Origin of the sequence: Nocardioides bruguierae, assembly GCF_023656415.1 — a bacterium.
Lineage (GTDB): Bacteria > Actinomycetota > Actinomycetes > Propionibacteriales > Nocardioidaceae > Nocardioides > Nocardioides bruguierae.
Genome location: NZ_JAMOIL010000034.1, coordinates 1 through 22,912, shown reverse-complemented (window position 1 = coordinate 22,912; position 22,912 = coordinate 1). Strand labels below are relative to the sequence as shown.

The window sequence follows — 22,912 nt, the reverse complement described above, 5'->3', positions numbered from 1 at the left end:
GGAAGGGGCCGAGGTCAGGTGCCGATGGTGCGCCCGGTCAGCCTCGCCTCGGGCCCGGGCCCCGGCTGGCAGTGCGGGCACCACTGTGTCAGCCGGTTGGTCGGGTCGTTCGGGATCTCCTCGGCCCGCCGGATCGCCGTGCCGCAGCGCAGGCAGCGCCGCCGCCGGGCGCCGTAGACCCAGTGGTCCTCGCCGGGGCGCGGCCGCCCGGTGGTGGTCTGGTACGCGCCGGGCACGAGCGCTGAGTGTCGCAGCGCGCGGGCCGAACGGGCGACCAGCGCGGGCACGTCCACGTCCCCGACGGCCGTCCACGGGCTGACGCCGGTGAGGAACGCGATCTCGTTGGCCCAGAGGTTGCCGAGCCCGGCCATGCGGGTCTGGTCGAGCAGGGCGCTCACGAGCGGCCACGCCGGGTCCGCGGAGAGGCGGCGCACCGCCTCGTCCGCGTCGAAGTCGTCGCGCAGCGGGTCGGGGCCGAGGTGCCCCACGACGGACGACTCCTCGGCCGTCGGCACCAGCGAGAGCCGGTGCAGCCGCCGCCCCCAGGCGGTGCCGCCCTCGGTCGTCTCCAGGGCCACGCGGACGTCGGCCTGCAGCCGTGCCGGCAGTCGCTTGCCGGGCCCGGTCAGCGACCACTCACCGTCCATGAGCAGGTGCGAGTGCAGCGTGACGTCGCCGGAGAACCGGGTCAGCAGGTGCTTGCCGTGGGTGTCGTGGCCCAGCACCTCGCGGCCGGTGAGGTCGCGCGTGGCCAGCTGCGGGACGCGGAAGTCCGAGCGTGCCAGCGTCCGACCGGCCAGCGCGCGGTCGAGCTTGCGCGCCAGCAGGTAGACGGTGTCTCCCTCGGGCATGCCTCGACGCTACCCAGCGGCCCCGCCACGCACCTCGCCCGACCGCGCCGTGACAGCTGCTGCCGACTCGGCGGGGTGGGGGGGGCAGACGTGGGTCAGTGCGCGGGGACGGCGTGCTCGCCCGGCTCGGTGGCGTGCTCGGGCGCGCGGCGGATCGCGAACGAGAGCGCGAACGCGACGGTGGCGACCACGCTGGCCACGAGCAGGGCGGCGTGCAGTCCGTCGGCGGTCGCGACCGTCTCGGGGGCGCCGGCCGCCAGGGAGGTGACCTCCTGGCGGGTCAGCAGGGTGACGAACAGGGCGGTGCCGGCGGCACCCGCGACCTGCTGGAGCGTCCCGAGGATGGCGCTGCCGTGGCTGTAGAGCCGCGGGGGGACCGAAGCCAGGGCGGTGGTCATCAGCGGGGTGAAGGCGAGCGCGAGACCGATCGACATCACCACGTGCATCGCGACGACGACCAGGCGTGAGGAGTCGACGTCCAGCGTGGTCATCAGCCACAGCGCGACGGCGGCCAGCCCGATGCCCGGCGGCACGAGCGGCCGGGGGCCCCAGCGGTCGAACGCCCGCCCGACGAACGGGGCGAGGAGGCCGAGGCACAGGCCGCCGGGCAGCAGCATGAGGCCGGTCTGCAGGACGGAGAGCTCGAGCGCGTTCTGCAGGTACAGCGGCAGCAGCACGATGACGCCGAACAGGGCCGCGAACACGACGGCCATGAGGCCGATGGCCAGCGAGAAGGACGGGCTGGCGAAGGCGCGCAGGTCGAGCAGCGCCCGGTCCTTGAGCACGAGCTGGCGGGCGACGAACAGGGCCAGCGAGACGCCGCCGACGGTGAGCGGCACCCACAGCGGCACCAGCGGGTCGCCCTCGGCGGCCTCGCCGAAGCCGGCCAGGCCGTAGACGAGTCCGGCGAAGCCGATCGCCGAGAGCACGACGGAGAGCACGTCCAGCGGGATCGCGCGGGGCTCGGTGACGTTGCGGACCCACCGGGCGCCGGCCGCCAGCGCCACCAGGGCGATGGGCAGCACGAAGAGGAACATCCAGCGCCACGACAGCGACTGCAGGATGATGCCCGAGATCGTCGGGCCGATGGCCGGGGCCACCGAGATGACGATGGAGATGGTGCCCATCATCCGGCCGCGCCGCTCGGGCTCGACGATGGTCATCACGGTGGTGATGAGCAGCGGCATCATCACCGCGGTGCCGCTGGCCTGGATCACCCTGCCGAGCACCAGCACGCCGAAGACCGGGGCGACCGCCGAGACCGCGGTGCCGACGCTGAAGGCCGTCATCGCCACGATGAACACGGTGCGCAGCGGCAGCCGGGTCAGCAGGTAGCCGCTGATCGGGATGACCACCGCCATGGTCAGCATGAACGCGGTGGTGATCCACTGCGCGCTGGAGGCGCCGATGGCGAACTCGCGCATGAGGTCGGGCAGCGCCACGCTCATGATCGTCTCGTTGAGGATCACCACGAACGCCGAGCAGACGAGCAGCGCGACGAGTCGGCCGGTGCCGGAGGTCGAGGTGGCTGCGTCCTCGGTGGTGGCCGTGGAGGCGGGGGTGTCGGTGGGCGCGGTCACGCGGGGGTTCTCTCCTGGTCCGGGGGAGCGGTGTGCCGGTCGAGCGGCCGGCACGGGCTATCGTGTCAGTCACTGCCAACATTTCGTCAACTGACTTTTCTTCCCGGGAGGGGCGCATGACCGACGTCACCACGGCCCCCGAGCCCCTCGGCCTGCGCGAGCGTCGCCGGCTCCAGACCGAGCGCGAGATCGCCCTGGCGGCCCTTGCCCTCTTCGAGGAGCGCGGCGTCGACGGCACGACGGTCGACGACATCGCCGCCGCCGCCGGCATCTCGGGCCGCACGTTCTTCCGGTACTTCGGCTCCAAGGAGCTCGCCGCGTACGTGCCCGACGTCGAGATCGACCTGGGCATCGCCGCCCGCATCGAGGCCCTGAGCGCCGACCGCCCGCTCGTGCCGCAGGTCGAGGCGCTGTGGCGCGCGGTGGTCGAGGGCCTCGGGCGGGACGAGGCGCGCTCGGTGCTCCTGCGCGTGCGGCGCCTCTCGCTGGCCGAGCCGAGCGTGCGGATGGCGGGCCTGCACCGCGACGAGCAGCGCACCGACGCGCTGGTCCAGCACCTGCTCGCCCTGTACGGGCCCGAGCGCGAGGTGGAGGTGCGGCTCGTGGTCGAGGTCAGCCTCGCCTGCCTGCGCGTCGCCCTCGACACCTGGGCGGTCGCCGCCGACCGCGGCCGCGAGGTCGACCTCGTCGCCACCTACGACACCTGCATGGCCTCGCTGCACACGCTGACCCGCGGCTGACCGCGGCTGACCGCGGCTCATCCACGGCTCATCCACGGCCGAGCCCGGACCGCGCGGAACCCTCCCCACGCCGCACCCGTCGGGGGCAGACTGGGCGCGTGCACCTGCGCTGGAAGCTCGCCGTCGTCACCGACGTCGGCAGCGCCCCCGGACGCGACGCGGCCCTGCGCCTGGCCCGCGTCGGCGCCGGGCTGCTCTGCGTGGACCCGGACGTCGAGGCCGCCGAGGAGGTCGCGCGCGAGGCGGTGCGCCTGCGCGTCCAGGCCTGGACGTGGCAGGGCGACATGGCCCGCAGCGGCGACCGGGGTTGGCTCGCGGCCCGCGCGGAGGACCTGGGCGGCGCCGACCTGCTCGTCGCCGGCGGGCCGGAGGCGTGCGTGCGCGCCCTCGCGCAGCGGCTGCGGCTCGACCAGGACCTCCTGGAGGCTGCCGACCCCGCCTGCGCGGTCCGGCTGCTCACCGAGGCCGAGCCGGGGGCCGTCGTCCGCCTGCTCGACCCCGCCGCCGTGGGCGATCAGGTCAGCGGCAGGTAGCGGGTCAGGTCGGTCCGCTCGCCCGAGGCGAAGACCTTGCCGCTCGCGATCGCGTCGGACCACGGCGTCTCGCCGGTGGCGACGGCGATGAAGGTGGCGGCGTCGGTCTCGACGACCGCCGGTGGCGTGCCGCGCGTGTGCCGGACGCCGGGGATGCACTGCACCGCCGCGTAGGGCGGCACCCGCACCTCCACCGAGGCGCCGGGCGCCTTCTCCTCCAGCACCGCGAGGTAGTGCTTGACCAGCAGCTTCAGCTCGGGGCGGCCGGCGCTCCCGTCGGCCACCGCGGCGCGGGCGGCGCGGACCTCGGCGAGGGAGGCGCGGCGGAGTCGGGCGGGCACGCCCCGATCGTAGGCGGCGCTCAGGTCGCGACGGTCGCCACCTCGGGGGAGGTCGGCCACCGGTCCGGGCGGGGGACGCTGCGCACCGTGCGCGAGAGCGTCGGCACGAGCGCGGAGAGGGCGCAGACCAGGCCCGTGGCCAGCACGGCGACGGTGCCGGGCAGCACCTCGAGCAGCAGACCGGCGAGCAGGGGCGAGAGCGGCATGACGCTCATCGAGGCGAGCTGCATCGCGGACTGCACGCGCGCCAGCAGGTGGTCGGGCGTGATCAGCGTCCGGTAAGCGCCGATGCCTGCGTTCCCGGCCGCGTTGGGCAGCAGGACGAGGGCGACGCCCGCGCCGACCACGGCCGGGTGCGGCCACAGGGCCATCGGCACGAGCAGCGGCACGGGCGTCCAGGCGATGAGCACGGTGAGGGCGCCGGTGGGCGTGCGCTCGATGATCCGCGGCGCCAGCACGGCGCCGACGATCCCGGCCAGGCCGGCGGCCGTCTCGACCAGGCCGATCCGGAACGGGTGCACCCCCAGGGTGACCAGCCGCAGGACGGCGACGCCGAACAGCGTGTTGATGGCGAGGTTCGCCGACGCCGACCACAGCGTCAGCACCCGCATGAACGGGTGGCGCCACACGAAGACGAGCCCCTGCGCGAGCTCGTGCCGCAGCGCCCGGAGGCCGGCGGGTGCGTCCGCCTCGTCCGCGGGGCGCGGGGCGGGGCCGAGGTCGGTGCGCAGCCTCCCGAGCAGCAGCCAGGCCAGCGCGTAGGAGGCGGCGTCGGCCAGGAACGGCGCCCACCGGGTGAGCCCGTACAGCAGGCCGCCGAGCGGCCCGCCGGTCAGGGACGCCACGTGCTGGCGCGCCTGGTTGAGGCTCAGCGCCGCCGGCAGCTGCTCGCGGGTGACGACCTGCCGCACGGCGGCGCTCTCGGCGGGGTCGAAGAGGCCGGCGGCCACCCCGCCGACGAACGCGACCGCCAGCAGGTGCGCCAGGTGCGGCGCACCGGTCGCCAGGGCTGCCGCGAGCGAGGCGTAGCCGAGGGTGCCCGCGAGCAGGGCGCCCCGCATGAGCCGTCGCTTGTCGACCCGGTCGGCGAGCACCCCGGCCGGCAGCAGCGTGAGCACGAGCCCGAGCAGGTGGACGGCGCCGATGGTCGAGGCCAGCAGCGTGGAGCCCGTGAGGGCGAAGCCGAGGAGCGGGAAGGCGAAGGAGCTGATGCTCGCGCCCAGCTGGCTCACCGTCTGGCCGATCCACAGGAGGCGGAAGTCGTGGTGCCCGCGCAGGGAGGTCATGGCGAGGAACCTAAGTTCCGCACGTAGTGTTGCGCAAGAACTGTTGCGCAATTTCTGGTGCGTATCATCCGAGGCATGCCGGAGAGCTCACCGCGACCTGCCGACGCCACCGCTCTGCGTGCGATCGCGCACCCGGTGCGCAGCCGGGTGCTCGCCGAGCTCGACGCCGTCGGGCCCATGCGCGCCGCCGACGTGGCCGCCGCGATCGGCGTGCCGGCCAACCAGGCGAGCTTCCACCTGCGCCAGCTCGCCAAGTACGGCCTCGTCCGGGAGGCGCCGGAGCACGCTCGCGACCGGCGCGACCGGGTCTGGGAGATCGTGCCGGGGATGACCGACGTGGTCGTCTCGGACGCGGCCCTGCAGCCGGGCGGGGACGCGGTGGCCCGGGTCTTCCTCTCCGCCGCGGCCGCCAAGGCCCACCGGGTGGTCGACGCGGTCTTCGCCGCGGAGCGGGAGCCGGGGGTGCAGCGCTCGGTCACCGAGGCGGCGGTCCGCCTGACCAAGGACGAGGCCGAGGCGCTCGGCCAGGAGATCGCCGCCCTCGTCGACGCCCGGGTGAAGGCCCACCGGGGGCAGGACGACGGCCGCCGCACCTACCTCCTCCACACGATGCTCCTGCCCTACCCGGAGGAGGTCGCGGGTGAGGGCGCAGGGCCCGCCGACGGCGGCGCGGGCACCGGCGCTGCCCAGGACTAGGGTCGGCCCCATGAGCAACCCTCAGAGCAGCTCCCCGAGCACCCCCCTGACCACGGAGGCCGCCCGCGCGAAGGTGGCAGCGATCCTGCCCGGCATCCGCAGCGACCTCGAGGACCTGGTGAAGATCGAGTCCGTCGGCGCCGACCCGGCCCGCCGCGGCGAGGTCGACCGCTCCGCCGAGGCGGTGCGCGCGCTGTTCGCGGCCGAGGGCTTCGACGCCGAGATCGTCTCGCACGAGGGCGGCTTCCCCGCCGTGCTGGCGCACAAGGCAGCCAAGGTCGAGGGCGCTCCCACCGTCCTGCTCTACGCCCACCACGACGTGCAGCCCGAGAACGACCACGCCGACTGGGACACCCCGCCGTTCGTCCCCACCGAGCGCGACGGACGCCTGTACGCCCGCGGCGCCGCCGACGACAAGGCCGGCATCGCGGCCCACCTCGGCGCGATCCGCGCGCTCGGCGACGACCTGCCGGTCAACGTCACCATGTTCATCGAGGGCGAGGAGGAGCTCGGCTCCGAGACGCTGCCCGACCTGCTCGCCACCTACAAGGACCGGCTCAAGGCCGACGTCATCGTCATCGCCGACTCCGGCAACTGGGACATCGGCGTCCCCGCGCTCACCACGAGCCTGCGCGGCCTCGTCCGCATGGACGTCGAGGTGCGGACGCTGACCCACGCCGTGCACTCCGGCATGTGGGGCGGCCTCGCGCCCGACGCCCTCATCGCGCTCTCGCGCCTCATCTCCACCCTGCACACGGACGCCGGCGACGTCGCCGTCGAGGGCCTGCACGCCGGCCCCGCGGCCGACGTGGACTACCCCGAGGAGCGGCTGCGCGCCGAGTCCGGTGCCGCGCCCGGCCTGGAGTGGATCGGCACCGGCTCCGCCGTCGAGCGGCTGTGGACCAAGCCGGCGCTGAGCATCACCGGCCTCGACGCGCCCAAGGTGGACGGCGCCTCCAACACGCTCGTCCCCGCCGCCCGCGCCCGCATCTCGATGCGCGTGGCTCCCGGCGACACCACCGAGAACGCCGAGGCCTGCCTGCGGGCGCACCTCGAGCAGCACGTCCCGTGGGGCGCGACGCTCTCGATGACGACCATCGACACCGGCGAGGCCACCGCGATCGAGGCCACCGGCCCGCACTACGACGTGGCCCGCGGCGCGTTCACCGACGCCTGGGACGGCACCGAGCCCGTCGACATGGGCGTCGGCGGCTCCATCCCGTTCATCGCGGAGTTCCTGGAGTCCTTCCCGGCTGCCAGCGTGCTGGTCACCGGTGTCGAGGACCCCGACACCCGCGCGCACGGCGCGAACGAGGGCCTGCACCTCGCCGAGTTCGAGCGCGTCCTCGTGGCCGAGACGCTGCTGCTGGCGCGGCTGGGCGCCCGAGACTGACAGGATCGGGACTGACGAACCTCAGACCCCGGGCAGCACGGCGGTGAAGGTGCTGCCGTGCCCGGGGTCCGAGGTGACCTCGATCCGGCCCTCGTAGCGCTCCACGGTGCGCTTGACGATGGCCAGCCCGAGGCCGGTGCCGGGGGCGGAGGCGGCCTCGGGGTTGGCGGAGCGGAAGAACTCCTCGAACAGCCGGGCCTGGTCCTCCACGCTGATGCCGATGCCGTCGTCGGAGACCGTGAGCGCCACCGAGGGCTCCTCGTCCTGCGTGGCGATCAGGCGCACGCGCACCTCGCCGTCGGGGTAGGAGTACTTCACCGCGTTGCCGACGAGGTTGGAGACGAGGATCTGCAGGTCCGCCGACTCCGCGCGCACCATCACCGGGTGGTCCGGCAGCGTGCCGAGCACCCGGATGCCGCGAGGGGCGGCCTGGCCGGAGGCCATCGTCACCGCGTCCGCCACGACGGCCGTGAGGTCCACCGGCGTGAGGCTGCGCAGCGAGGGGGCACGCTCGAGCCGCGCCATGGCCAGCAGGTCGTCGACGATGCCGCGCAGGCGGTCGGAGGCGCGGCCGATGCCGGCCAGCGAGCGGTCCAGCTGCTGGGCCAGGCCGGGCTCGATGCCGGGGCGCGCCTCGTCCAGCAGCTCGCCCATCACGATGCCGAAGCCGATCGAGGCGGCCAGCGGGTTCTTCAGCTCGTGCGCCATGGTGCGCATCAGCTGCTCGCGGTAGCGCGAGGCCTCCTCCTCGCGCTGCCGGGCGCGGGCGGTGAGCACGGCGCGGCCGAGGTCGTGGCCGATGTCGACGGCGGCGTCGGCCTCCTCGTCGCTCCAGTCCAACCGCCGGCAGCGGACCATCAGGACGTGGCCGAGCACCTCGTTGCCGGTGCCGACCGGCGCGACCATGAGCGACTCGCACCCGGAGGCGGCGAGCACCTCGACCAGGTGGGCGTGCTCGTCGCTGCCGAGCAGCCCGGGCGCCGAGCGCTGGGCCGAGCAGATGGCGCTGCGCTGCTGCTTCCAGCAGCGGTCGGCCAGCTCGCCCAGCACCAGCGCGGTCCGCGGCTCGAGCCACGGCGGGGTCTCGGCGGGCTCGGCCGGTGCGTCCTCGTGCAGGTCGAGCAGCGGGTCGGCGGTGGGCCAGCCGAACGCGTCGGGCACCAGCACGTGCACCTCGTCCACGCCGAACCCCTCGCGCACGATCTCCTGCACGGCCTGGACGAGGTCGGGCAGGCGGTGCTTCTGTGCGGAGACGGTGCGGACGACGCGGCGGGTCGCGCCCGCCAGGCGCACCGCCTCGGCCAGCCGGTGCTGCTCGAGCGCGACCACGACCGAGCGGGCCGCCGCGTCCACGTGCCGGGCGATCGACGCGCGCTGGTGCTCGTCGGGGCGCAGGCCACCGATCGGCCGGTCGAGCCAGAGCATGCCCAGCAGCTGCCCGCGGGCGTCGCGCATCGGTGCCATCAGCATGTCGTAGGGCCGCCACGCGCGCGGGTGCGGCGCCTCGTCCTCGCTGCCGACGTAGATGTGCTCGGCGAACTGGAGCGCCCGGTCGTGCGGCACGAAGCGCAGGGGGCCCCAGTCCAGCGCCTGCGACATCATCCCGAGGATCTCGGAGGTGGGCGTGATGTCCCCGCGCAGGGCCTCCTCGGCGTCCGGGTCGCCGGTGACGACCACGAACTCCAGCTCCTCGGAGCTGCGGAAGAGGCTGACGGCGGCGGAGTGGAAGCCGCAGCGGTGGGCCATGCCCTCGGCGACCTCGCGCAGCGTGGCGCTCAGGTCGGTGCTGGCGTACAGGGCGGTGACGACGTCGACGGCCGGGGCCGAGACCGCGTCGACCTGCGAGGCGACGGGTACCAGGGAGGCCGGGTCGGGCACGACCGGGCGCGGGCGCACGGCCGTGCCGGCGGGCGCGCCGCCGTCGCCCGACCGGGCCTGGGGTGTCGTCTCGGTGTCGTCGTTCACAACCGTGCCTGGGGGAGGGGAGCGGGGAGCGGGGGGTCTTGCCAGGCTAGAAGGCTCCCCGCGGCTCCGTGAGCGGTTCCGCGGCATCGGTGCGAGTGCCACGTACGGAGTTCGCTGACACTCTCACGCGTGAGCGTGCGCACCCCCTGCTGACTGGGGTGAGGACTAGACCGGAACGGACGGGTCCGGTGTGCCCGGCAGGCGGACCCGGAAGGTGCTGCCGACGCCCAGGGTGGACTCCACCTCGATCGACCCGCGGTGGCGCTCGACGATGCGGGCGACGATGCTGAGCCCCAGGCCGGTGCCCGGCCGCGCGAGGGCGGTGGGGTTGGTGGAGCGGAAGAACTCGGTGAACAGGCGGGCCTTGTCCTCGTCGCTGATGCCGAGGCCGGTGTCCGTCACCTCCAGCGTGCAGACGTCGCCCCGGCGACCGAGCCGGATGCCGACCCGCCCGCCGTCCGTGGAGTACTTGACCGCGTTGCTCACGAGGTTGGCGACGACCCGCTCCAGCTCCTCGGGGTCGCCGTCGGCGACGACCGGCCCCTGGGTCGGGACGTCGGTGAGCTCGATCCCGGCACGGGCGGCCTCGACGGCGGTGATCTCGAGGACGTCGGCCACGAGGGCGCGCAGGTCGACCGGGCGGGACGCGACGGGGTAGTCCGGGTCGCCGACGCGGCCGAGCAGCAGCAGGTCGTCCACGACGCGGGTCAGGCGCCGCGAGGCGCGGCCCATCGCCGTGAGGCTGGTGCGCACGGGGCCGGGGAGGTCGTCCTCGTCCTCGAGGAGCTCGAGGTGCCCCGTCACGGCCGAGAGCGGGTTCTTCAGCTCGTGGGAGACGGTGGCGATGAGGGTGCCCTTGTACCGGTCGACGGCGCGCAGGTCCTCCAGCATCTTCTCGCCGCGGGCGAACGTGCGGGCGTTGAGGACGACGCGGCCCAGGTCGTGCCCGATGTCGAGCGCGGCCGAGGTCTCGGCGGTGGTCCACTCGGGGTCGCCGGGCTCGCGCAGGAGCACGAACGAGCCCAGGCACGTGGGGCCGGCACCGATCGGCACCAGCAGCGCCGAGCCGACCCCGAAGCGGGCGAGATGCTCGCGGACGACCGCGAGCTCGGGCGGCTCGTCCGGCGGTGTGCCGCGCATCCGGCGCCGGGCCGGGTCGTCCCGCGGGACGCGCTCGACCTGGTCGGGGCCCACCACCCGCAGCATCGGCATGTCGGGGCCCGGCACGTGCACCCGGATGGCGAGGGTCGTCTGCGCCGCCCACGCCTCGCGCGCGGCGCGCTCGCCCAGCTCGCGCAGCTCGGGCTCGATGCCCGTGGACGCGTCGCCCAGCACGATGCTGCTGCCCAGGTCGTCGTCGAAGACCTGCATGGTGACGCCGGAGGCCGAGAAGCCGTCGGCCAGCGCGGCGCAGCACTGGTCGACCGTCTCCTGCAGGCCGCGGTTCGCGGGGATCTGTCGGACGATCTCGCGGGCCGCCGTGGCCAGCCTGACCTGCTGCATCAGCTCGGCCCGCTCCAGCGCGAGCACGGCGGCGTGCGAGGCCTGGGCGGTGTACTCCGAGAGCACCCGGCGCTGCTCGGGGCCGGGGCGGCGACCGTCCACCGGCACGTCGATGAACAGCAGGCCCAGCAGCTCGCCGTCGGCGCTCTCCAGGGGCGCGCACAGGGAGTCCAGCGGGTGCCAGGCGTCCTCGCCCTCGAGGGGCACCAGGTCCGGCACCCAGCCCCGGGTCTCGCGCTCGAGGCGGTCGTGCGGCATGAACCGCAGCACGCCCCACTCGTCCGCGCCCTCGATCTCGGCCATCGCCAGGTGCATCGGCGTGCGGGTGCCCAGCAGCTCGGCGCGCGCGTCGTCGCTGCCCGCCACGGAGACGATCTGGAGCACGTCACCGCGGACGAGGCCGATCGCCGCGACGCCGAAGCCCGCGATCCTCGTCACACCCTCGGTGACCAGGTCCAGCATCTCGTCGCCCGGCAGCGGGGCAGCGCCGTGCGGGGAGCTGGTGGGCATGGAGGAGCCTCCTCGAGCGGCTGTGAGCGGGACGCAGGCGGACGTGGCGCGCGGGGGGACGGCAACACGTGCAGGTCAGAGTGCCCGTAACGGCCGTCCCTGGGCAATGCCTGTGCGGGCGGGCTGGACCCCTGGGGTCGGCGTGTGGCGTTCCGTGCTTCGTCGCGGTAAGGGTCTGTGGGCGTTCGGCACCTACACTGTCCGACGTGCCCAACGACTCGCGAGGCCCCCGCGTGCGCCGCGGTGACGGTCGGCTGACGGCGGCCCTCGACCCGATGGACTCCGGTCCGCAGGACGCCTGTGGCGTCTTCGGCGTGTGGGCGCCGGGCGAGGACGTCGCGAAGCTCACCTACTTCGGCCTGTACGCCCTCCAGCACCGCGGCCAGGAGTCCGCAGGCATCGCGGTGAGCAACGGGCGCCAGATCCTCGTCTACAAGGACATGGGGCTCGTCTCCCAGGCCTTCGACGAGACCACCCTGGACTCGCTCCAGGGGCACCTGGCGATCGGTCACTGCCGCTACTCGACCACCGGCGCGAGCACGTGGCAGAACGCCCAGCCGACCTTCCGCCCGACCCCGGACGGCTCGGTCGCGCTCGGCCACAACGGCAACCTGATCAACACCCACGAGCTGCGCGAGGCCGTCGCCGCCCTGCCCGGCCCCTCGGACCAGCTCGACATCCCGCAGTCGCGTCAGCAGGGCCGCCAGCAGGAGGCCGCGACCAACGACACGAGCCTGGTCACCGCGCTGCTCGCGCACCACCCCGACCAGTCCATCGAGGACCGCGCGATGGAGGTGCTGCCGACGCTGCGCGGCGCCTACTGCTTCGTGTGGATGAACGAGGACACGCTCTTCGCCGCCCGCGACCCGCAGGGCATCCGCCCGCTCGTGCTCGGCCGTCTCGACCGCGGCTGGGTGGTGGCCTCCGAGGACGCAGCGCTGAAGACCATCGGCGCCAGCGTCGTCCGCGAGGTCGAGCCCGGCGAGATGATCGTCATCGACGAGACCGGCCTGCGCTCGCGCACGTTCGCCGAGCCCGAGCCCAAGGGCTGCGTCTTCGAGTACGTCTACCTGGCCCGCCCGGACGCCACGATCGCCGGGCGCTCCGTGCACCAGGCGCGCGTCGAGATGGGACGCCGGCTCGCCCGCGAGTTCCCGGTCGAGGCCGACCTCGTGATGCCGGTGCCCGAGTCCGGCACGCCCGCCGCGTCGGGCTACGCCGAGGAGTCCGGCATCCCGTTCGGGCAGGGCTTCGTGAAGAACGCCTACGTCGGCCGCACCTTCATCCAGCCCTCCCAGACGCTGCGCCAGCTCGGCCTGCGGCTGAAGCTGAACGCCCTGGAGCACATGGTGCGGGGCAAGCGCATCGTGGTGGTGGACGACTCGATCGTGCGCGGCAACACCCAGCGTGCCCAGATCCGGATGCTGCGCGAGGCCGGCGCCCTCGAGGTGCACGTGCGCATCTCGTCCCCGCCGGTGAAGTGGCCCTGCTTCTACGGCATCGACTTCGCCACCCGCGCCGAGCTCATCGCCAACGGGCTGGACGTGGACGAGATCGCCTCCTCGGTCGGGGCGGACTCCCTGGGCTACATCTCTCTCGACGGCATGGTCGAGTCGACCGGGCGCCCGATGGGCTCGCTGTGCACCGCCTGCTTCACCGGCGAGTACCCGGTGGAGCTCCCGGAGGAGAGCCAGCTCGGCAAGCACCTGCTCGAGCAGAGCCTCTCCTCGCCGACGCTCGGCCGGGCGCTGCCCGTGCTCAACAACCCCTGATCCCGACCCCGCTCATCAGCACCGGAACAGAAGAGGCTCGTGACGTGACCGAGACCAACGCCTACGCCCAGGCCGGCGTCGACATCGAGGCCGCCGACAAGGCGATCGAGCTCATGAAGGTGTGGGTCGAGAAGGCCAAGCGCCCGGAGATGATCGGCGGCCTCGGCGGCTTCGCCGGGCTCTTCGACGCCTCCGCCCTGACCCGCTACAAGCGTCCGCTGCTGGCCACCTCCACCGACGGCGTCGGCACCAAGGTCGCCATCGCGCAGAAGATGGACGTGCACGACACCATCGGCCACGACCTGGTCGGCATGGTCGTCGACGACCTCGTGGTCTGCGGTGCCGAGCCGCTGTTCATGACCGACTACATCGCCACCGGCCGGGTCGTGCCCGAGCGGATCGCGGCGATCGTCAAGGGCATCGCCGAGGGCTGCGCCCTCGCCGGCTGCGCGCTGGTCGGTGGCGAGACCGCCGAGCACCCGGGCCTGCTGCACCCCGACGAGTACGACGTCGCCGGCGCCACCACCGGTGTCGTCGAGGCCGACGACCTCCTCGGCCCGGCCCGCGTCCGCGCCGGTGACGTCGTCCTGGCGATGGCCTCCTCCGGCCTGCACTCCAACGGCTACTCGCTGGTGCGCCACGTCTTCCTGCGCGGCACCGAGGCCGGCGGCCCGGGCTGGGCGCTGGACCGCGACGTCCCCGAGCTCGGCCGCACCCTGGGCGAGGAGCTGCTCGAGCCCACGCGCATCTACGCCAAGTCGTGCCTCGACCTCGCCCGCAGCGTCGAGGTGCACGCGATGTCCCACGTGACCGGCGGCGGCCTCGCGGCGAACCTCGAGCGCGTCATGCCCGTCGAGCTCGCGGCGGACCTGGACCGCGCCACCTGGACGCCCGCGCCGATCTTCGACCTGGTGCGCCAGGTCGGCTCCGTGCCGCAGGCCGACCTCGAGGCCACCCTCAACTGCGGCGTCGGCATGGTCGCGCTGCTGCCGGCCGCCGAGGTCGAGAAGGCCACCGCCCTGCTCGCCGGCTACGGCATCGACGCCTGGGTCGCCGGCGAGGTCGTCCCCGCGACCGGGCGCGGCGGGGCCGTGACACTCCACGGTCAGCACCCGGGTTGGTGATCCCCCTCACTCCCCGGGAGGGCCCTCTCCCGGGGTGGCGGGCGCCCCTCCAGCCTGCGTCCGAGCGTCACCTGCGCCGTCGTCGCGGCCTCGCGGGGTCGCGGTGTTGCTCAGGGAGCGGTCCGATCCGCCGACGGGTGTGCGTAGAGGTGGACGCAGCAGGTAACCTCCATCCCACGACTATCCGAGAGATCGCCCGGGAGCCCCTGAGGCCCCGGCCAAGCGTGCGAGGGGGCTGGACCCTATGGGCCGCGGCCGTGCAAAGGCAAAGCAGACGAAGGTCGCTCGCGACCTGAAGTACCGGAGCCACGAGACGGACTTCGATGCTCTCGCCCGAGAGCTCCATGGTGGAGAAGAGTCGGGCGCGGAGGTCGAGGACGACTCGGACGACTGGGACTACTCGGGCCCCTCCGGTCGCGACTGACCCTGCGTCAGTCCCGACCCGGCGTCCCGACGCTCAGCGTGTCGGACGCGTGCTCAGGACGAGCACCTCTCCGTGGGTGCCGTACCCGAGCACGCGCCCGCCCGCCGGCGTGCCGTTGAACGTGACGACCAGCCAGCCACCGTCCTCGTCCGGCACGAGGGTCGGCCACGGCAGGTTCGTGGGGTACGGCGCGTCCAGCGTGCCGACCTCGGTCAGGTCCAGGTCCCACACGGGGTAGCGCTCGCGCAGGCCCCGCGGGTTGTCGCGCCCGTCGCTGGCCAGCACGCGCCAGCCCGACGCCGTGCGCAGCAGCGTCGTGCCCTCCGTGGCCCGCCGGTCGGTGGCTGCCGCGCGCAGGCTCAGGTCGTCGAGCGACGGACCCTGCGCCACTACCGGGCAGAACTCGAAGAACTTCCGTGCGCTGACGTAGCCGACGAGCCAGGTCCCGTCGTCCTCGCGCACGAGGTGGCTGTCCCACACCGCCACCGAGCGCAGCCCGTCGGTGGGCAGCGCCAGCGGTCGCGCCGCCAGCACGTGCAGGCCGGACGTCACGTCCGCCTCGGTGCGGGCGAGCACCACGCCGACCCGGGCGTCCTTCTCGTCGGGGTCGAAGTCGCCCCAGGTCGAGGTGGTCACCAGCCAGGAGCCGCCGTCGCGGACCAGGTGGGTGGCGTGGTCGCCGTAGACGCCGGGCCCGCCGGTCGCCGGGTCCTGCCGTCCCTCGCGCACGAAGAACAGGTCCCCGGTGTGCGTCAGCCGCAGGTCCTCGAGGTCCAGGCGCCACACCGAGGTGTGGGCGGTGGCGAAGAAGCCGGGACCCGCCGAGGTGGCGGTGAACCACCGTGCGCCCGGCTGTGCCGGGTCGGTCCAGGCGTCGCCGGCCGCGGTGGTGACCAGCCGCAGGTCGCGCAGGCCCAGCTGACCGAAGCGCCCGGCGAGCAGGTCGCGCACGTCGCCGCGGTGGCGCAGCACCAGGGCGGCCAGCCAGGCCGGGTCCCGGACGAGCCGGGCGCCGCCCGGCACGCTGCGCCCGAGCTCGCGCAGGTCGACCCGGGCGCGGCCGGTCCAGTCCTCGCCGGTGCCGCCCCGGGTCAGGAGGGTCACCTGCGTGCCGGTGAGCGTGAGCGCCAGAGCGACCGGCGAGCCGGCGTCCCCGCCCCGGCGGCTGGCGTGGGTGGTGGTACCGCCCGGGCCGGTCACCTCCAGCCGGCAGCGGCCGTCCTCGACGACCCCGACCAGGCGCACGGCGCCGTCGCCCGAGGCCAGCTCCAGGTCGACGCGGCCGCGCCCCCAGGCGGGCAGTGCGACCTGCACGGCCGTGCACGCGACCTCTTGGGGCAGCGCGTGCTCGACGGTCTCGGGGCCGGACGCCTCGGCCAGCCGCACCTGCACGGCGTCCGGGCTCACGACGGCGACGGGACGACGGCGGGCGGTCTGCGCGAACGACGCACCCAGCGGGTCGGCGGCCGTGGGGCTGCTGCTCATCGCGCACACCTCATCACGGACGGGGCGGGTCCACCACCCCGGATGTCGGGGGAACCGGTGCTCAGCCGACGAGGCGGCGCAGCTCGGCCAGGGCCAGCGCGCACTCGGCCTCGACGGCGGCGAGCAGCCGCTCGGCGTCCTCGGTGCCGCCGTCGGCGGCGTAGCGCTCCAGCGCGGCCGCGGTGCGGGCCAGCCGCGGCAGCCCGAGGTTGAGGGCGCTGCCCTTGATGAGGTGGGTGCGGGTGAAGGTGGCGTGGGTGTCGCCGGCCTCGACCGCCTCGCGCACGGCGGCGACCTGGCCGTCGATCCGGCCGGCGAAGGAGCGGGCCGTGCGGTCGAAGAAGCTCTCGCCGTCCTTGACCAGCTCCGCCAGCACCGCGCGGCGGTCCTGGTCGACCACGGGGTCGTGCGGGGCCGCGGCCTCCTGGGGCTCCGGGCTCTCCTCCGCCTGCTCGAGCCACTCGCCTCGGGGGGCGGCCTCGGGAGCAGTCTCGGGAGCAGTCTCGGGAGCCGTCCCGGTGGCCGTCGCGGTGGCCGTCCCGGGGGCGGGGGCGGCCGCGGCACCGCCGGCGGGCACCCACCGCCGCAGTGCCTCCTCGAGCTCGGCCGGGTCGACGGGCTTGGTGAGGAAGCCGTCCATGCCGGCGGCCAGGCAGCGCTCGCGCTCGCCGTCGAGCGCGGAGGCGGTCATGGCCACGATCGGCACCCGGGGCAGGCCGGCGGCGCGCTCGCGGGCGCGGACCGCCCGGGTCGCCTCGAAGCCGTCCGTGCCCGGCATCCGGCAGTCCATGAGCACGAGGTCGGCGCGCGGCTGGCTGCCCAGCGCGGCCACGGCCGCGTCGCCGTCGTCCGCCACCTCGACGGTGACGCCCAGGGACTCCAGGAGGCCGGTCGCGACCAGCTGGTTCACCGGGTTGTCCTCGGCGACGAGCACGCGGATGGTGCCCGCCGGGGCGAGCATCCGGGCGGGCCGCCGCGTGGGCGCCTCGTGCTCGTGCCCGGCGGCCCGGGCGAGCGCGGTGCGCAGCTCGAGGTGGCGCAGCGGCGTGGCGAGGGTGACCAGCACGCCGGCGTCCCGGGCCTCGCGGGAGCCGACGCCCTGGTCGGCGGTCATCAGCAGCACCGGCGGGGCGTCCTCGGTGGCGCGGACGCGGCGGGCCAGCTCGATGCCGGTACCGCCCGGCAGCGCCATGGCGAGGAGCGCGACGCCGAAGGGGGCGCCGGCCCGGTGGGCGCGCTCGAGCACGTCGAGGGCCTCGGCGGGCGAGGCCACACCGGTGGCCTCCACGCCCCAGGCGGTGAGCTGCTCGGTGAGGACGTAGCGGTGGGTGGCGTGCTCGTCGACGACGAGGGCCCGCAGGCCGGCCAGGCCGTCCAGGGCGGACGGCTCGGGCGCCGGCGCGCTCGTGGCCGCGCGCAGGACGGCGGTGAAGGCGAACCGCGAGCCGCGCCCCGGCGCGCTGGTCACGTCGATGCGCCCACCCATGGCGCCCACCAGCTGGCGGCAGATCGCGAGGCCGAGGCCCGTGCCGCCGTGGTGCCGGGTGGTGGCGAGCTCGGCCTGGGTGAAGGCGTCGAAGAGCGAGGCCTGCGCCTCCGGGGCGATCCCCACGCCGGTGTCGCGCACGCTGACGTGCAGGTCGACCCGTCCGTCGGTGCGGGCCGTGGTGCGCGCCTCGACGACGACCTCGCCCTGCTCGGTGAACTTCACCGCGTTGGCGCCGAGGTTGGTGAGCACCTGACCGAGCCGGGTCGGGTCACCGCACAGGTAGGCGGGCACCTCGGGGTGGCAGGCCACCACCAGGCGCAGGCCCTTCTCGTGGGCCGGCCCGGCGAGCACCGCGGCCGACTGCTCGAAGACGGAGCGGACGTCGAAGTCGACCTGCTCCAGCTCCAGCGCGCCGGCCTCGATCTTGGACAGGTCGAGCACGTCGTTGAGGATCGCCAGCAGGCCCAGCCCGGCCTGCTCCACCCCGCGGGCCAGCCGCGTCTGGTGGTCGTCGAGGTCGGTGCGCAGCAGCAGCTCGTTGAGCCCGATCACGCCGTTCATCGGGGTGCGGATCTCGTGGCTCATCGTGGCCAGGAACTGCGACGTCGCCACGCTGGCCTGCTCGGCGGCCTCGCGGGCCGCGCCCAGGGCGGTGATCCGCTCCTCCCGCGCAGCCACGGCGGCCAGGGCCGGCACCACCTCGGCGAGCACGGGGTCGGAGAGCGGCACCGGGTAGTGGTCCACCAGCAGCTCCACGACGGCCGCGACACCGGGGCCGCCGAGGTGCGGGACGGGCACGCCGACGACCGCGAGGCCGGCGGTGGGGCCGGGCAGCACGGTCAGCACGGGCGCGCCGTCGGTGCGGGCCCGCTCGGCCAGCACCGGGTCCGGCACCAGCGTGGCGGTGGGGTCGGGCACCCGGGCCAGGGGCAGCGCCGGGCCGGGGTCGCGGTAGGCGCCCACGACCTGCCAGCCGCTGCCCGGCACGAGCACGGCACGCAGCGCGGCCAGCGCCTCGGTCAGGGAGTCGCAGGGGGCGAGCGCGCGCAGGAGCCGCACGGGGAGGTCGGTTGCCTCCTCGGGGCGCTGCTCCGCCACGTCCGGGACTCCTCGTCTCTCGGCCCCGAGCGACAGGCGTCCGGTCGGGGATGACGTGCATTGTGCCGCTCACGACGCCGGCCGCGCGAGCGGCACGCGCGTGCACCGTGGACGCGAGCCCGGAGGCCGCGGGTCGCACCCCGCCCGTGAGCCCGGGTGTGGGGGCGCGACCCGCGGTCCGTCCCGTCGAACCGCTCCTGGCCGGGCACCGGAGCGCCGGTGGTGCCTGGCCAGGCAGGGGGGACAGTCGACGGGACCTGGCAGCGAGCAGCCGGGGAGGGCGGGGTCGCTGCCGGGGTCGGTGCTCCCCGGAGACGCTCTCGGGTACGTCTCCGGGGTGCACCGGTCCGTTCGGCGTCCGCGACGGGCACCTGAGCGCCGGCCGGAGGATTTTGCCTACGCGGACGGCGGTGCGGTGCTGGCCCGCACCACGAGCGTGTGGTCGAGCACCACGTCGTGCCGGTGGGCCACCGGGTCCACGCCGCCCGGGAGGTCGGCGGCCCGGCTGCGCACCAGCGCGATCACGGTGGCGGCGGTCTCGGCGGCCTGCTCGGCCACGTGCTGGTCGACGGTGGTCAGGTTCAGCAGGTCCGCGACGGGGTGACCGTCCACGCCCATCACCGAGAGGTCCTCCGGCACCCGCAGGCCGCGCTCGTGGGCGCGGACCGCGACGGCCGCCGCCAGCTCGTCGGAGTAGGCGAAGACGGCCGTGGGCGGGTCCGGGAGGGCCAGCAGGCGGTCGAGGGCCCGGGCGCCGGCCCGCGGGCCCAGCTCCTCGGTGACCAGGAGCTCCTCGACCGGCCCCAGCCCGTGGTGGTCCATCCGCTCCCGCCAGCCGCGGGCGCGCTGGAGGTCGGCCTCCCACGGGGTCTCGTCGGTGTCGGAGGTGCGGACCATGGCGATGCGGCGGTGGCCGAGCCCGACGAGGTGGTCGACCGCCGTGTGGGCCACGGCGAGGTCGTCGACCCGGACGTGCGGCAGGTCCCGCAGCCGGCCGCCGGCCACCACGACGCGCACGCCGAGCAGGTCGAGCCGGTCGCGCTGGTCGGGGGTGAGCGGCAGGGCGGCGAGGACGACGGCGTCCACCTTGCGGCGGGCCGGGAGCTCGGCGAGGAAGCGGCCACGCTCCTGCGCCCCGTCCACCTGGTAGATCAGGGTGTCGAGGCCGGCCTCGCGCAGGTGGCCGACCAGGGCGCTGACGAGCGTGGCGTAGAACCACGGCTGGAGGAGCGGCACCACGACCGCGACGCGACCGGTCTCGCCGCGGGAGAGGTGCGAGGCCTCGGGGGAGATGACGTAGGAGAGCCGCTCGGCGACGGCCTGGACGCGGGTGCGGGTGGCCTCTCCGACGCCCGGACGGCCGCGCAGGGCGCGGGACACCGTGGCGATGGAGACGCCTGCCTCGCGCGCGACGTCGGCCATGTTCGCCGGGGTGGAGAGGTGCGAGCCCGGCTGGGGGGAGCCGTTCATCTCTCGGAGCGTATGACCTGGGACACCCTCGTGCCACCGTGCACGGCCCGGCGCGCCGTCGGTGGTCTCGACCGGTGACGCCGCTCGGCGCCGAGGACTACCGTGCATGGGCATGAGGCGGGCGCCGCACGAGAACGTCGCCACGGTCCTGGTCGAGCCGGGCCGTCTGGCCGAGCTGGAGCTCGCCCTCGTGGCGCACGACCTGTGGGTCTGGCCGGTCGCGACGGCCCCGATCTGCGTGGACGGCCCCCGCCAGGCGTTCCAGGTGCGGCGCCGGCTCGTGGAGGCCCAGCAGGGTCGCTGGGACTGCGCCGCGACCTGGGTGCCGGTCTGGGTCTCCTTCGGCGAGTCCTGGGGCCAGCGCGACGGGATCGTCACCTGGCAGGCGCGCAAGGCGCTCTACACGGTGCTCGACGCGTTCGCCGAGCACCTGCGCTACCGCCGTGGCCTCGGCGGGGTCGCGCCGCTCCCGCTGCCCCGTGACCGGGCGTCCTGACCCTCCGCTCGGCCGATAGTGCGCGACGTTCTGGCTGCTCCAGCTGCCAGAACCGGTGCTTGTCGTCGCGCACTATCGGCGTTCGGGGAGGGTCAGCGGACGACGTCCCAGACGCCCATGGTGATGCCGTTGGGGTAGGAGGCGGTCTCGACGGGGCGCAGCAGGGTGCGGGGTCCGTCGTCGGCGAACAGCTTCTTGCCGGAGCCGAGCACCACGGGGAACGTGAGCAGGTGGTAGCGGTCCACGAGGCCGGCCGCGGCCAGGCCCCGGGCGAGCGTGCCGGAGCCGTGGACGAGGATCGGCCCACCCTCGGTCTCCCTCAGCGCCGCGACGTCCTCCAGGCCGCGCAGGATCGTGGTCTCGCCCCAGCCGTCGACGAGGTCGTCCTCGGCCAGCGTGGAGGAGACGACGTGCTTCGGCATCGCGTTGTAGCGGGGGAACTCCTCGGTCATGGACGGCCAGACCGGGGCGAACTCCTGGTAGGAGACCCGGCCCAGCAGCATCGCCGTGGCCTCCTCCTGCTCCCTGCCCTTGAGCTCGTAGGCGGCGGGGTCGAACGCGATGTCGGTGAAGGTCCACCCGGCGTGCGGGTGGTCCCCGCCGCCGGGGGCCTCCATGACTCCGTCGAGGGTGAGCATGGTGGTGACGACGATCGGACGCACGGGGTGCTCCTTCTGCTCGGGGCTGCTGCCGGGGATCATGCCCGACTCAGCGCAGCGCCATGACGGGCTCGCCCGCCGTGAGCCCCGTGCCGGTACGGGTGCAGGTGCCGCCGAGCGGCGCGCCACCGTTCCACGCCTGCCGCACGCAGGAGCGGACGGCGAGCTGGCCCCAGTAGTTCGGGTGCAGCGACTCCTGGACGTAGTAGGGCGAGCCGCTGCCGATGGTGCTCACCGTGCGGATCTGGTTGACCCACTCGGTGCGGTCCACGGCACCGGGCGACGTCCACGACGCGAGGCCGACCTCCTCGTAGAGGCCCACGCCGGACTCGCACAGCCGGCGGCCGTCGAAGGTGTGGGCGAGGTCGAGGACGGCGGTGTTGGTGAGGCCGGAGTCGGCCAGGCCGCCCAGCACGGTGCTGTTGATCGCCGGGAGGGCGGTGTCGTTGGCCCAGTCGGCGTCGGCGTTCCAGAAGCCGCAGCCGCCCGTGTCCTGGCGCGTGTAGCCGGACTGGGAGTAGCGGAACCCGCCGGCCCGCGGGATGGGCGAGGGGTAGGTCTGCAGGAGCAGCGTCCACTCGTCGTCGGAGTAGCCGGCGGTGCGCATCGCGGTGGCGACGTTGGTCAGGCCGGCGGCCACGTCCGCCCGCACCTGGGCCAGGTGGGAGGCGGAGAAGGCGTCCTCGACGCTGTTGTCGTCGTGGCAGTAGTCCTTCGCCCAGCCCGGGGAGTAGAGGAAGTCCAGGACGCAGGTCTGCACCACGTCCGCGAAGCCGACGTCGTTGCCGCCGATGGAGACGACGACCATGCCGACGTCGTGGCTGCTCGCGAACTCCTGCAGGGCCAGCGCCTGGCCCTGGCCCTCGGCGCCGTCGTAGAAGTCCAGGCCGGGCTTGAACCGGTCGCCGGTGCTGGTGGAGGTCTCCGCGCCCGAGCAGGCGAGGTTGAGGCTGGGCGCGGTGCCGATGTGGATCTCGGCCGAGGACGAGCGGTGGCAGCGCTCGATCGACTCGCTCGACCCGGCGTCGAGGTAGGCGCCGGCGCCCAGGGCGTCGGCCCGGTCGGAGTCGGCGTTGGAGGACCCGGCCCAGCGGCCCGCCTCGCCGGAGATGTAGGAGTCGCCGACGCTGACGACGTAGGGCGTCTCGTCCGCGGCTGCCGGGGCGACGGCCACCGGGGAGACGGGGGCGAGGACGCCGAGGGCGGCCGCGGCCGAGCCGAGGAACGCGAGGGTGGCCCGGTGTGTGGCCCGGCGTGTGGCCCGGTGTGAGGTCCGGTGTGCGGGCAGGACGAAGCGTGCTGAGGGCATGGGGAGCCTTCTTCCCGAGAGAGCGACGGACCCGAGATGACCCGTCGCCCGGCACGCTAGCTGTGATGCCCAGGCACGTTGGTCGAGATCGTGTGACGACACGGTCTGAGGTGTAGGTGGACGAAGGCCTCCCGGGTGTGGAGTGGAGCTGTCTAGGAACCGCTCCGCCACCAAGGAGGCCTTCGTGT

General features: G+C 74.7%; 19 protein-coding genes. 8 read left to right on the top strand and 11 right to left on the bottom strand.

Annotated elements, in window-relative coordinates; all coding sequences use genetic code 11:
* Positions 1-14: 14 nt before the first annotated feature.
* Both M8330_RS19115 and M8330_RS19110 read right to left on the bottom strand, forming a co-directional pair.
* A complete protein-coding gene (locus M8330_RS19115) occupies positions 15-851 on the bottom strand; it encodes a DNA-formamidopyrimidine glycosylase family protein (RefSeq protein WP_250828621.1) in 837 nt (278 codons plus the stop codon).
* Between the two features lie 95 nt (positions 852-946).
* Entirely contained in the window at positions 947-2,431 is a 1,485-nt protein-coding gene (locus tag M8330_RS19110; RefSeq protein ID WP_250828620.1) for an MDR family MFS transporter, read from the bottom strand.
* Positions 2,432-2,547: 116 nt separating this feature from the next.
* On the opposite strand from M8330_RS19110, the gene M8330_RS19105 reads away from it, so the two are divergent.
* Together M8330_RS19105 and M8330_RS19100 are read left to right on the top strand one after the other, a co-directional pair.
* Entirely contained in the window at positions 2,548-3,171 is a 624-nt protein-coding gene (locus M8330_RS19105) for a TetR family transcriptional regulator (RefSeq protein WP_250828619.1), read from the top strand.
* 98 nt (positions 3,172-3,269) lie between these two features.
* Entirely contained in the window at positions 3,270-3,704 is a 435-nt protein-coding gene (locus M8330_RS19100; RefSeq protein ID WP_250051096.1) for an SDR family NAD(P)-dependent oxidoreductase, read from the top strand.
* Here the strand turns inward: M8330_RS19100 and M8330_RS19095 are convergent.
* Together M8330_RS19095 and M8330_RS19090 are read right to left on the bottom strand one after the other, a co-directional pair.
* The gene (locus M8330_RS19095) at positions 3,686-4,045 is read right to left on the bottom strand and encodes a sterol carrier family protein (protein ID WP_250828618.1); all 360 of its coding nucleotides are present in this window, start codon (positions 4,043-4,045) and stop codon (positions 3,686-3,688) included. The genes M8330_RS19100 and M8330_RS19095 overlap by 19 nt on opposite strands.
* 20 nt (positions 4,046-4,065) lie before the next feature.
* On the bottom strand, positions 4,066-5,331 hold the full coding sequence (locus M8330_RS19090; RefSeq protein WP_250828617.1) for an MFS transporter: 1,266 nt from the start codon (positions 5,329-5,331) through the stop codon (positions 4,066-4,068).
* Positions 5,332-5,406: 75 nt separating this feature from the next.
* Here M8330_RS19090 and M8330_RS19085 point away from each other — a divergent pair, with 75 nt between their 5' ends.
* Positions 5,407-6,027 (top strand): ArsR/SmtB family transcription factor, encoded by a 621-nt coding sequence (locus M8330_RS19085; protein ID WP_250828616.1) that lies wholly within the window; start codon positions 5,407-5,409, stop codon positions 6,025-6,027.
* A 10-nt stretch (positions 6,028-6,037) separates the two neighbouring features.
* The gene (locus M8330_RS19080; protein WP_250828615.1) at positions 6,038-7,420 is read left to right on the top strand and encodes a dipeptidase; all 1,383 of its coding nucleotides are present in this window, start codon (positions 6,038-6,040) and stop codon (positions 7,418-7,420) included.
* Between the two features lie 21 nt (positions 7,421-7,441).
* On the opposite strand, the gene M8330_RS19075 is transcribed toward M8330_RS19080, so the two are convergent.
* The gene (locus M8330_RS19075) at positions 7,442-9,385 is read right to left on the bottom strand and encodes a GAF domain-containing sensor histidine kinase (RefSeq protein WP_250828614.1); all 1,944 of its coding nucleotides are present in this window, start codon (positions 9,383-9,385) and stop codon (positions 7,442-7,444) included.
* A gap of 165 nt (positions 9,386-9,550) precedes the next feature.
* Positions 9,551-11,398, bottom strand: coding sequence for a sensor histidine kinase (locus M8330_RS19070; RefSeq protein ID WP_250828613.1), 1,848 nt, complete (start codon positions 11,396-11,398; stop codon positions 9,551-9,553).
* A 233-nt stretch (positions 11,399-11,631) separates the two neighbouring features.
* Between M8330_RS19070 and purF the strand changes: the two genes are divergently transcribed.
* From purF to M8330_RS19055, 3 genes are all read left to right on the top strand, one after another.
* Entirely contained in the window at positions 11,632-13,170 is a 1,539-nt protein-coding gene (gene purF / locus M8330_RS19065) for an amidophosphoribosyltransferase (protein ID WP_250828643.1), read from the top strand.
* Positions 13,171-13,214: 44 nt separating this feature from the next.
* On the top strand, positions 13,215-14,294 hold the full coding sequence (purM, locus tag M8330_RS19060; protein ID WP_250828612.1) for a phosphoribosylformylglycinamidine cyclo-ligase: 1,080 nt from the start codon (positions 13,215-13,217) through the stop codon (positions 14,292-14,294).
* 244 nt (positions 14,295-14,538) lie between these two features.
* Complete coding sequence (locus tag M8330_RS19055) at positions 14,539-14,718, top strand: DUF3073 domain-containing protein (RefSeq protein WP_250051080.1); 180 nt, start codon at positions 14,539-14,541, stop codon at positions 14,716-14,718.
* A 33-nt stretch (positions 14,719-14,751) separates the two neighbouring features.
* Here the strand turns inward: M8330_RS19055 and M8330_RS19050 are convergent, their stop codons facing one another.
* The 3 genes from M8330_RS19050 to M8330_RS19040 all read right to left on the bottom strand — a co-directional run bounded on the left by M8330_RS19050 (position 14,752) and on the right by M8330_RS19040 (position 20,260).
* Positions 14,752-16,203 (bottom strand): hypothetical protein, encoded by a 1,452-nt coding sequence (locus M8330_RS19050; protein WP_250828611.1) that lies wholly within the window; start codon positions 16,201-16,203, stop codon positions 14,752-14,754.
* Between the two features lie 61 nt (positions 16,204-16,264).
* On the bottom strand, positions 16,265-18,790 hold the full coding sequence (locus M8330_RS19045; protein ID WP_250828610.1) for a hybrid sensor histidine kinase/response regulator: 2,526 nt from the start codon (positions 18,788-18,790) through the stop codon (positions 16,265-16,267).
* Positions 18,791-19,186: 396 nt separating this feature from the next.
* A complete protein-coding gene (locus tag M8330_RS19040; RefSeq protein WP_250828609.1) occupies positions 19,187-20,260 on the bottom strand; it encodes a LacI family DNA-binding transcriptional regulator in 1,074 nt (357 codons plus the stop codon).
* A 112-nt stretch (positions 20,261-20,372) separates the two neighbouring features.
* Between M8330_RS19040 and M8330_RS19035 the strand changes: the two genes are divergently transcribed.
* Entirely contained in the window at positions 20,373-20,756 is a 384-nt protein-coding gene (locus M8330_RS19035) for a hypothetical protein (protein ID WP_250828608.1), read from the top strand.
* Positions 20,757-20,848: 92 nt separating this feature from the next.
* Here the strand turns inward: M8330_RS19035 and M8330_RS19030 are convergent, their stop codons facing one another.
* Both M8330_RS19030 and M8330_RS19025 read right to left on the bottom strand, forming a co-directional pair.
* On the bottom strand, positions 20,849-21,457 hold the full coding sequence (locus M8330_RS19030) for a dihydrofolate reductase family protein (protein WP_250828607.1): 609 nt from the start codon (positions 21,455-21,457) through the stop codon (positions 20,849-20,851).
* Between the two features lie 7 nt (positions 21,458-21,464).
* Positions 21,465-22,724 carry an SGNH/GDSL hydrolase family protein gene (locus M8330_RS19025; RefSeq protein ID WP_250828606.1) on the bottom strand — a complete coding sequence of 420 codons (1,260 nt, stop codon included), beginning with the start codon at positions 22,722-22,724 and terminating at the stop codon, positions 21,465-21,467.
* Between the last annotated feature and the right edge of the window lie 188 nt (positions 22,725-22,912).

Excerpts from the sequence above, each read along its gene's own strand:
- M8330_RS19115 (WP_250828621.1), bottom strand. The coding sequence starts at position 851 with ATGCCCGAGGGAGACACCGTCTACCTGCTGGCGCGCAAGCTCGACCGC.
- M8330_RS19105 (WP_250828619.1), top strand. The coding sequence starts at position 2,548 with ATGACCGACGTCACCACGGCCCCCGAGCCCCTCGGCCTGCGCGAGCGT.
- M8330_RS19090 (WP_250828617.1), bottom strand. The coding sequence starts at position 5,331 with ATGACCTCCCTGCGCGGGCACCACGACTTCCGCCTCCTGTGGATCGGC.
- M8330_RS19085 (WP_250828616.1), top strand. The coding sequence starts at position 5,407 with ATGCCGGAGAGCTCACCGCGACCTGCCGACGCCACCGCTCTGCGTGCG.
- M8330_RS19080 (WP_250828615.1), top strand. The coding sequence starts at position 6,038 with ATGAGCAACCCTCAGAGCAGCTCCCCGAGCACCCCCCTGACCACGGAG.
- M8330_RS19070 (WP_250828613.1), bottom strand. The coding sequence starts at position 11,398 with ATGCCCACCAGCTCCCCGCACGGCGCTGCCCCGCTGCCGGGCGACGAG.
- M8330_RS19055 (WP_250051080.1), top strand. The coding sequence starts at position 14,539 with ATGGGCCGCGGCCGTGCAAAGGCAAAGCAGACGAAGGTCGCTCGCGAC.
- M8330_RS19050 (WP_250828611.1), bottom strand. The coding sequence starts at position 16,203 with ATGAGCAGCAGCCCCACGGCCGCCGACCCGCTGGGTGCGTCGTTCGCG.
- M8330_RS19040 (WP_250828609.1), bottom strand. The coding sequence starts at position 20,260 with ATGAACGGCTCCCCCCAGCCGGGCTCGCACCTCTCCACCCCGGCGAAC.
- M8330_RS19035 (WP_250828608.1), top strand. The coding sequence starts at position 20,373 with ATGAGGCGGGCGCCGCACGAGAACGTCGCCACGGTCCTGGTCGAGCCG.
- M8330_RS19030 (WP_250828607.1), bottom strand. The coding sequence starts at position 21,457 with ATGATCCCCGGCAGCAGCCCCGAGCAGAAGGAGCACCCCGTGCGTCCG.
- M8330_RS19025 (WP_250828606.1), bottom strand. The coding sequence starts at position 22,724 with ATGCCCTCAGCACGCTTCGTCCTGCCCGCACACCGGACCTCACACCGG.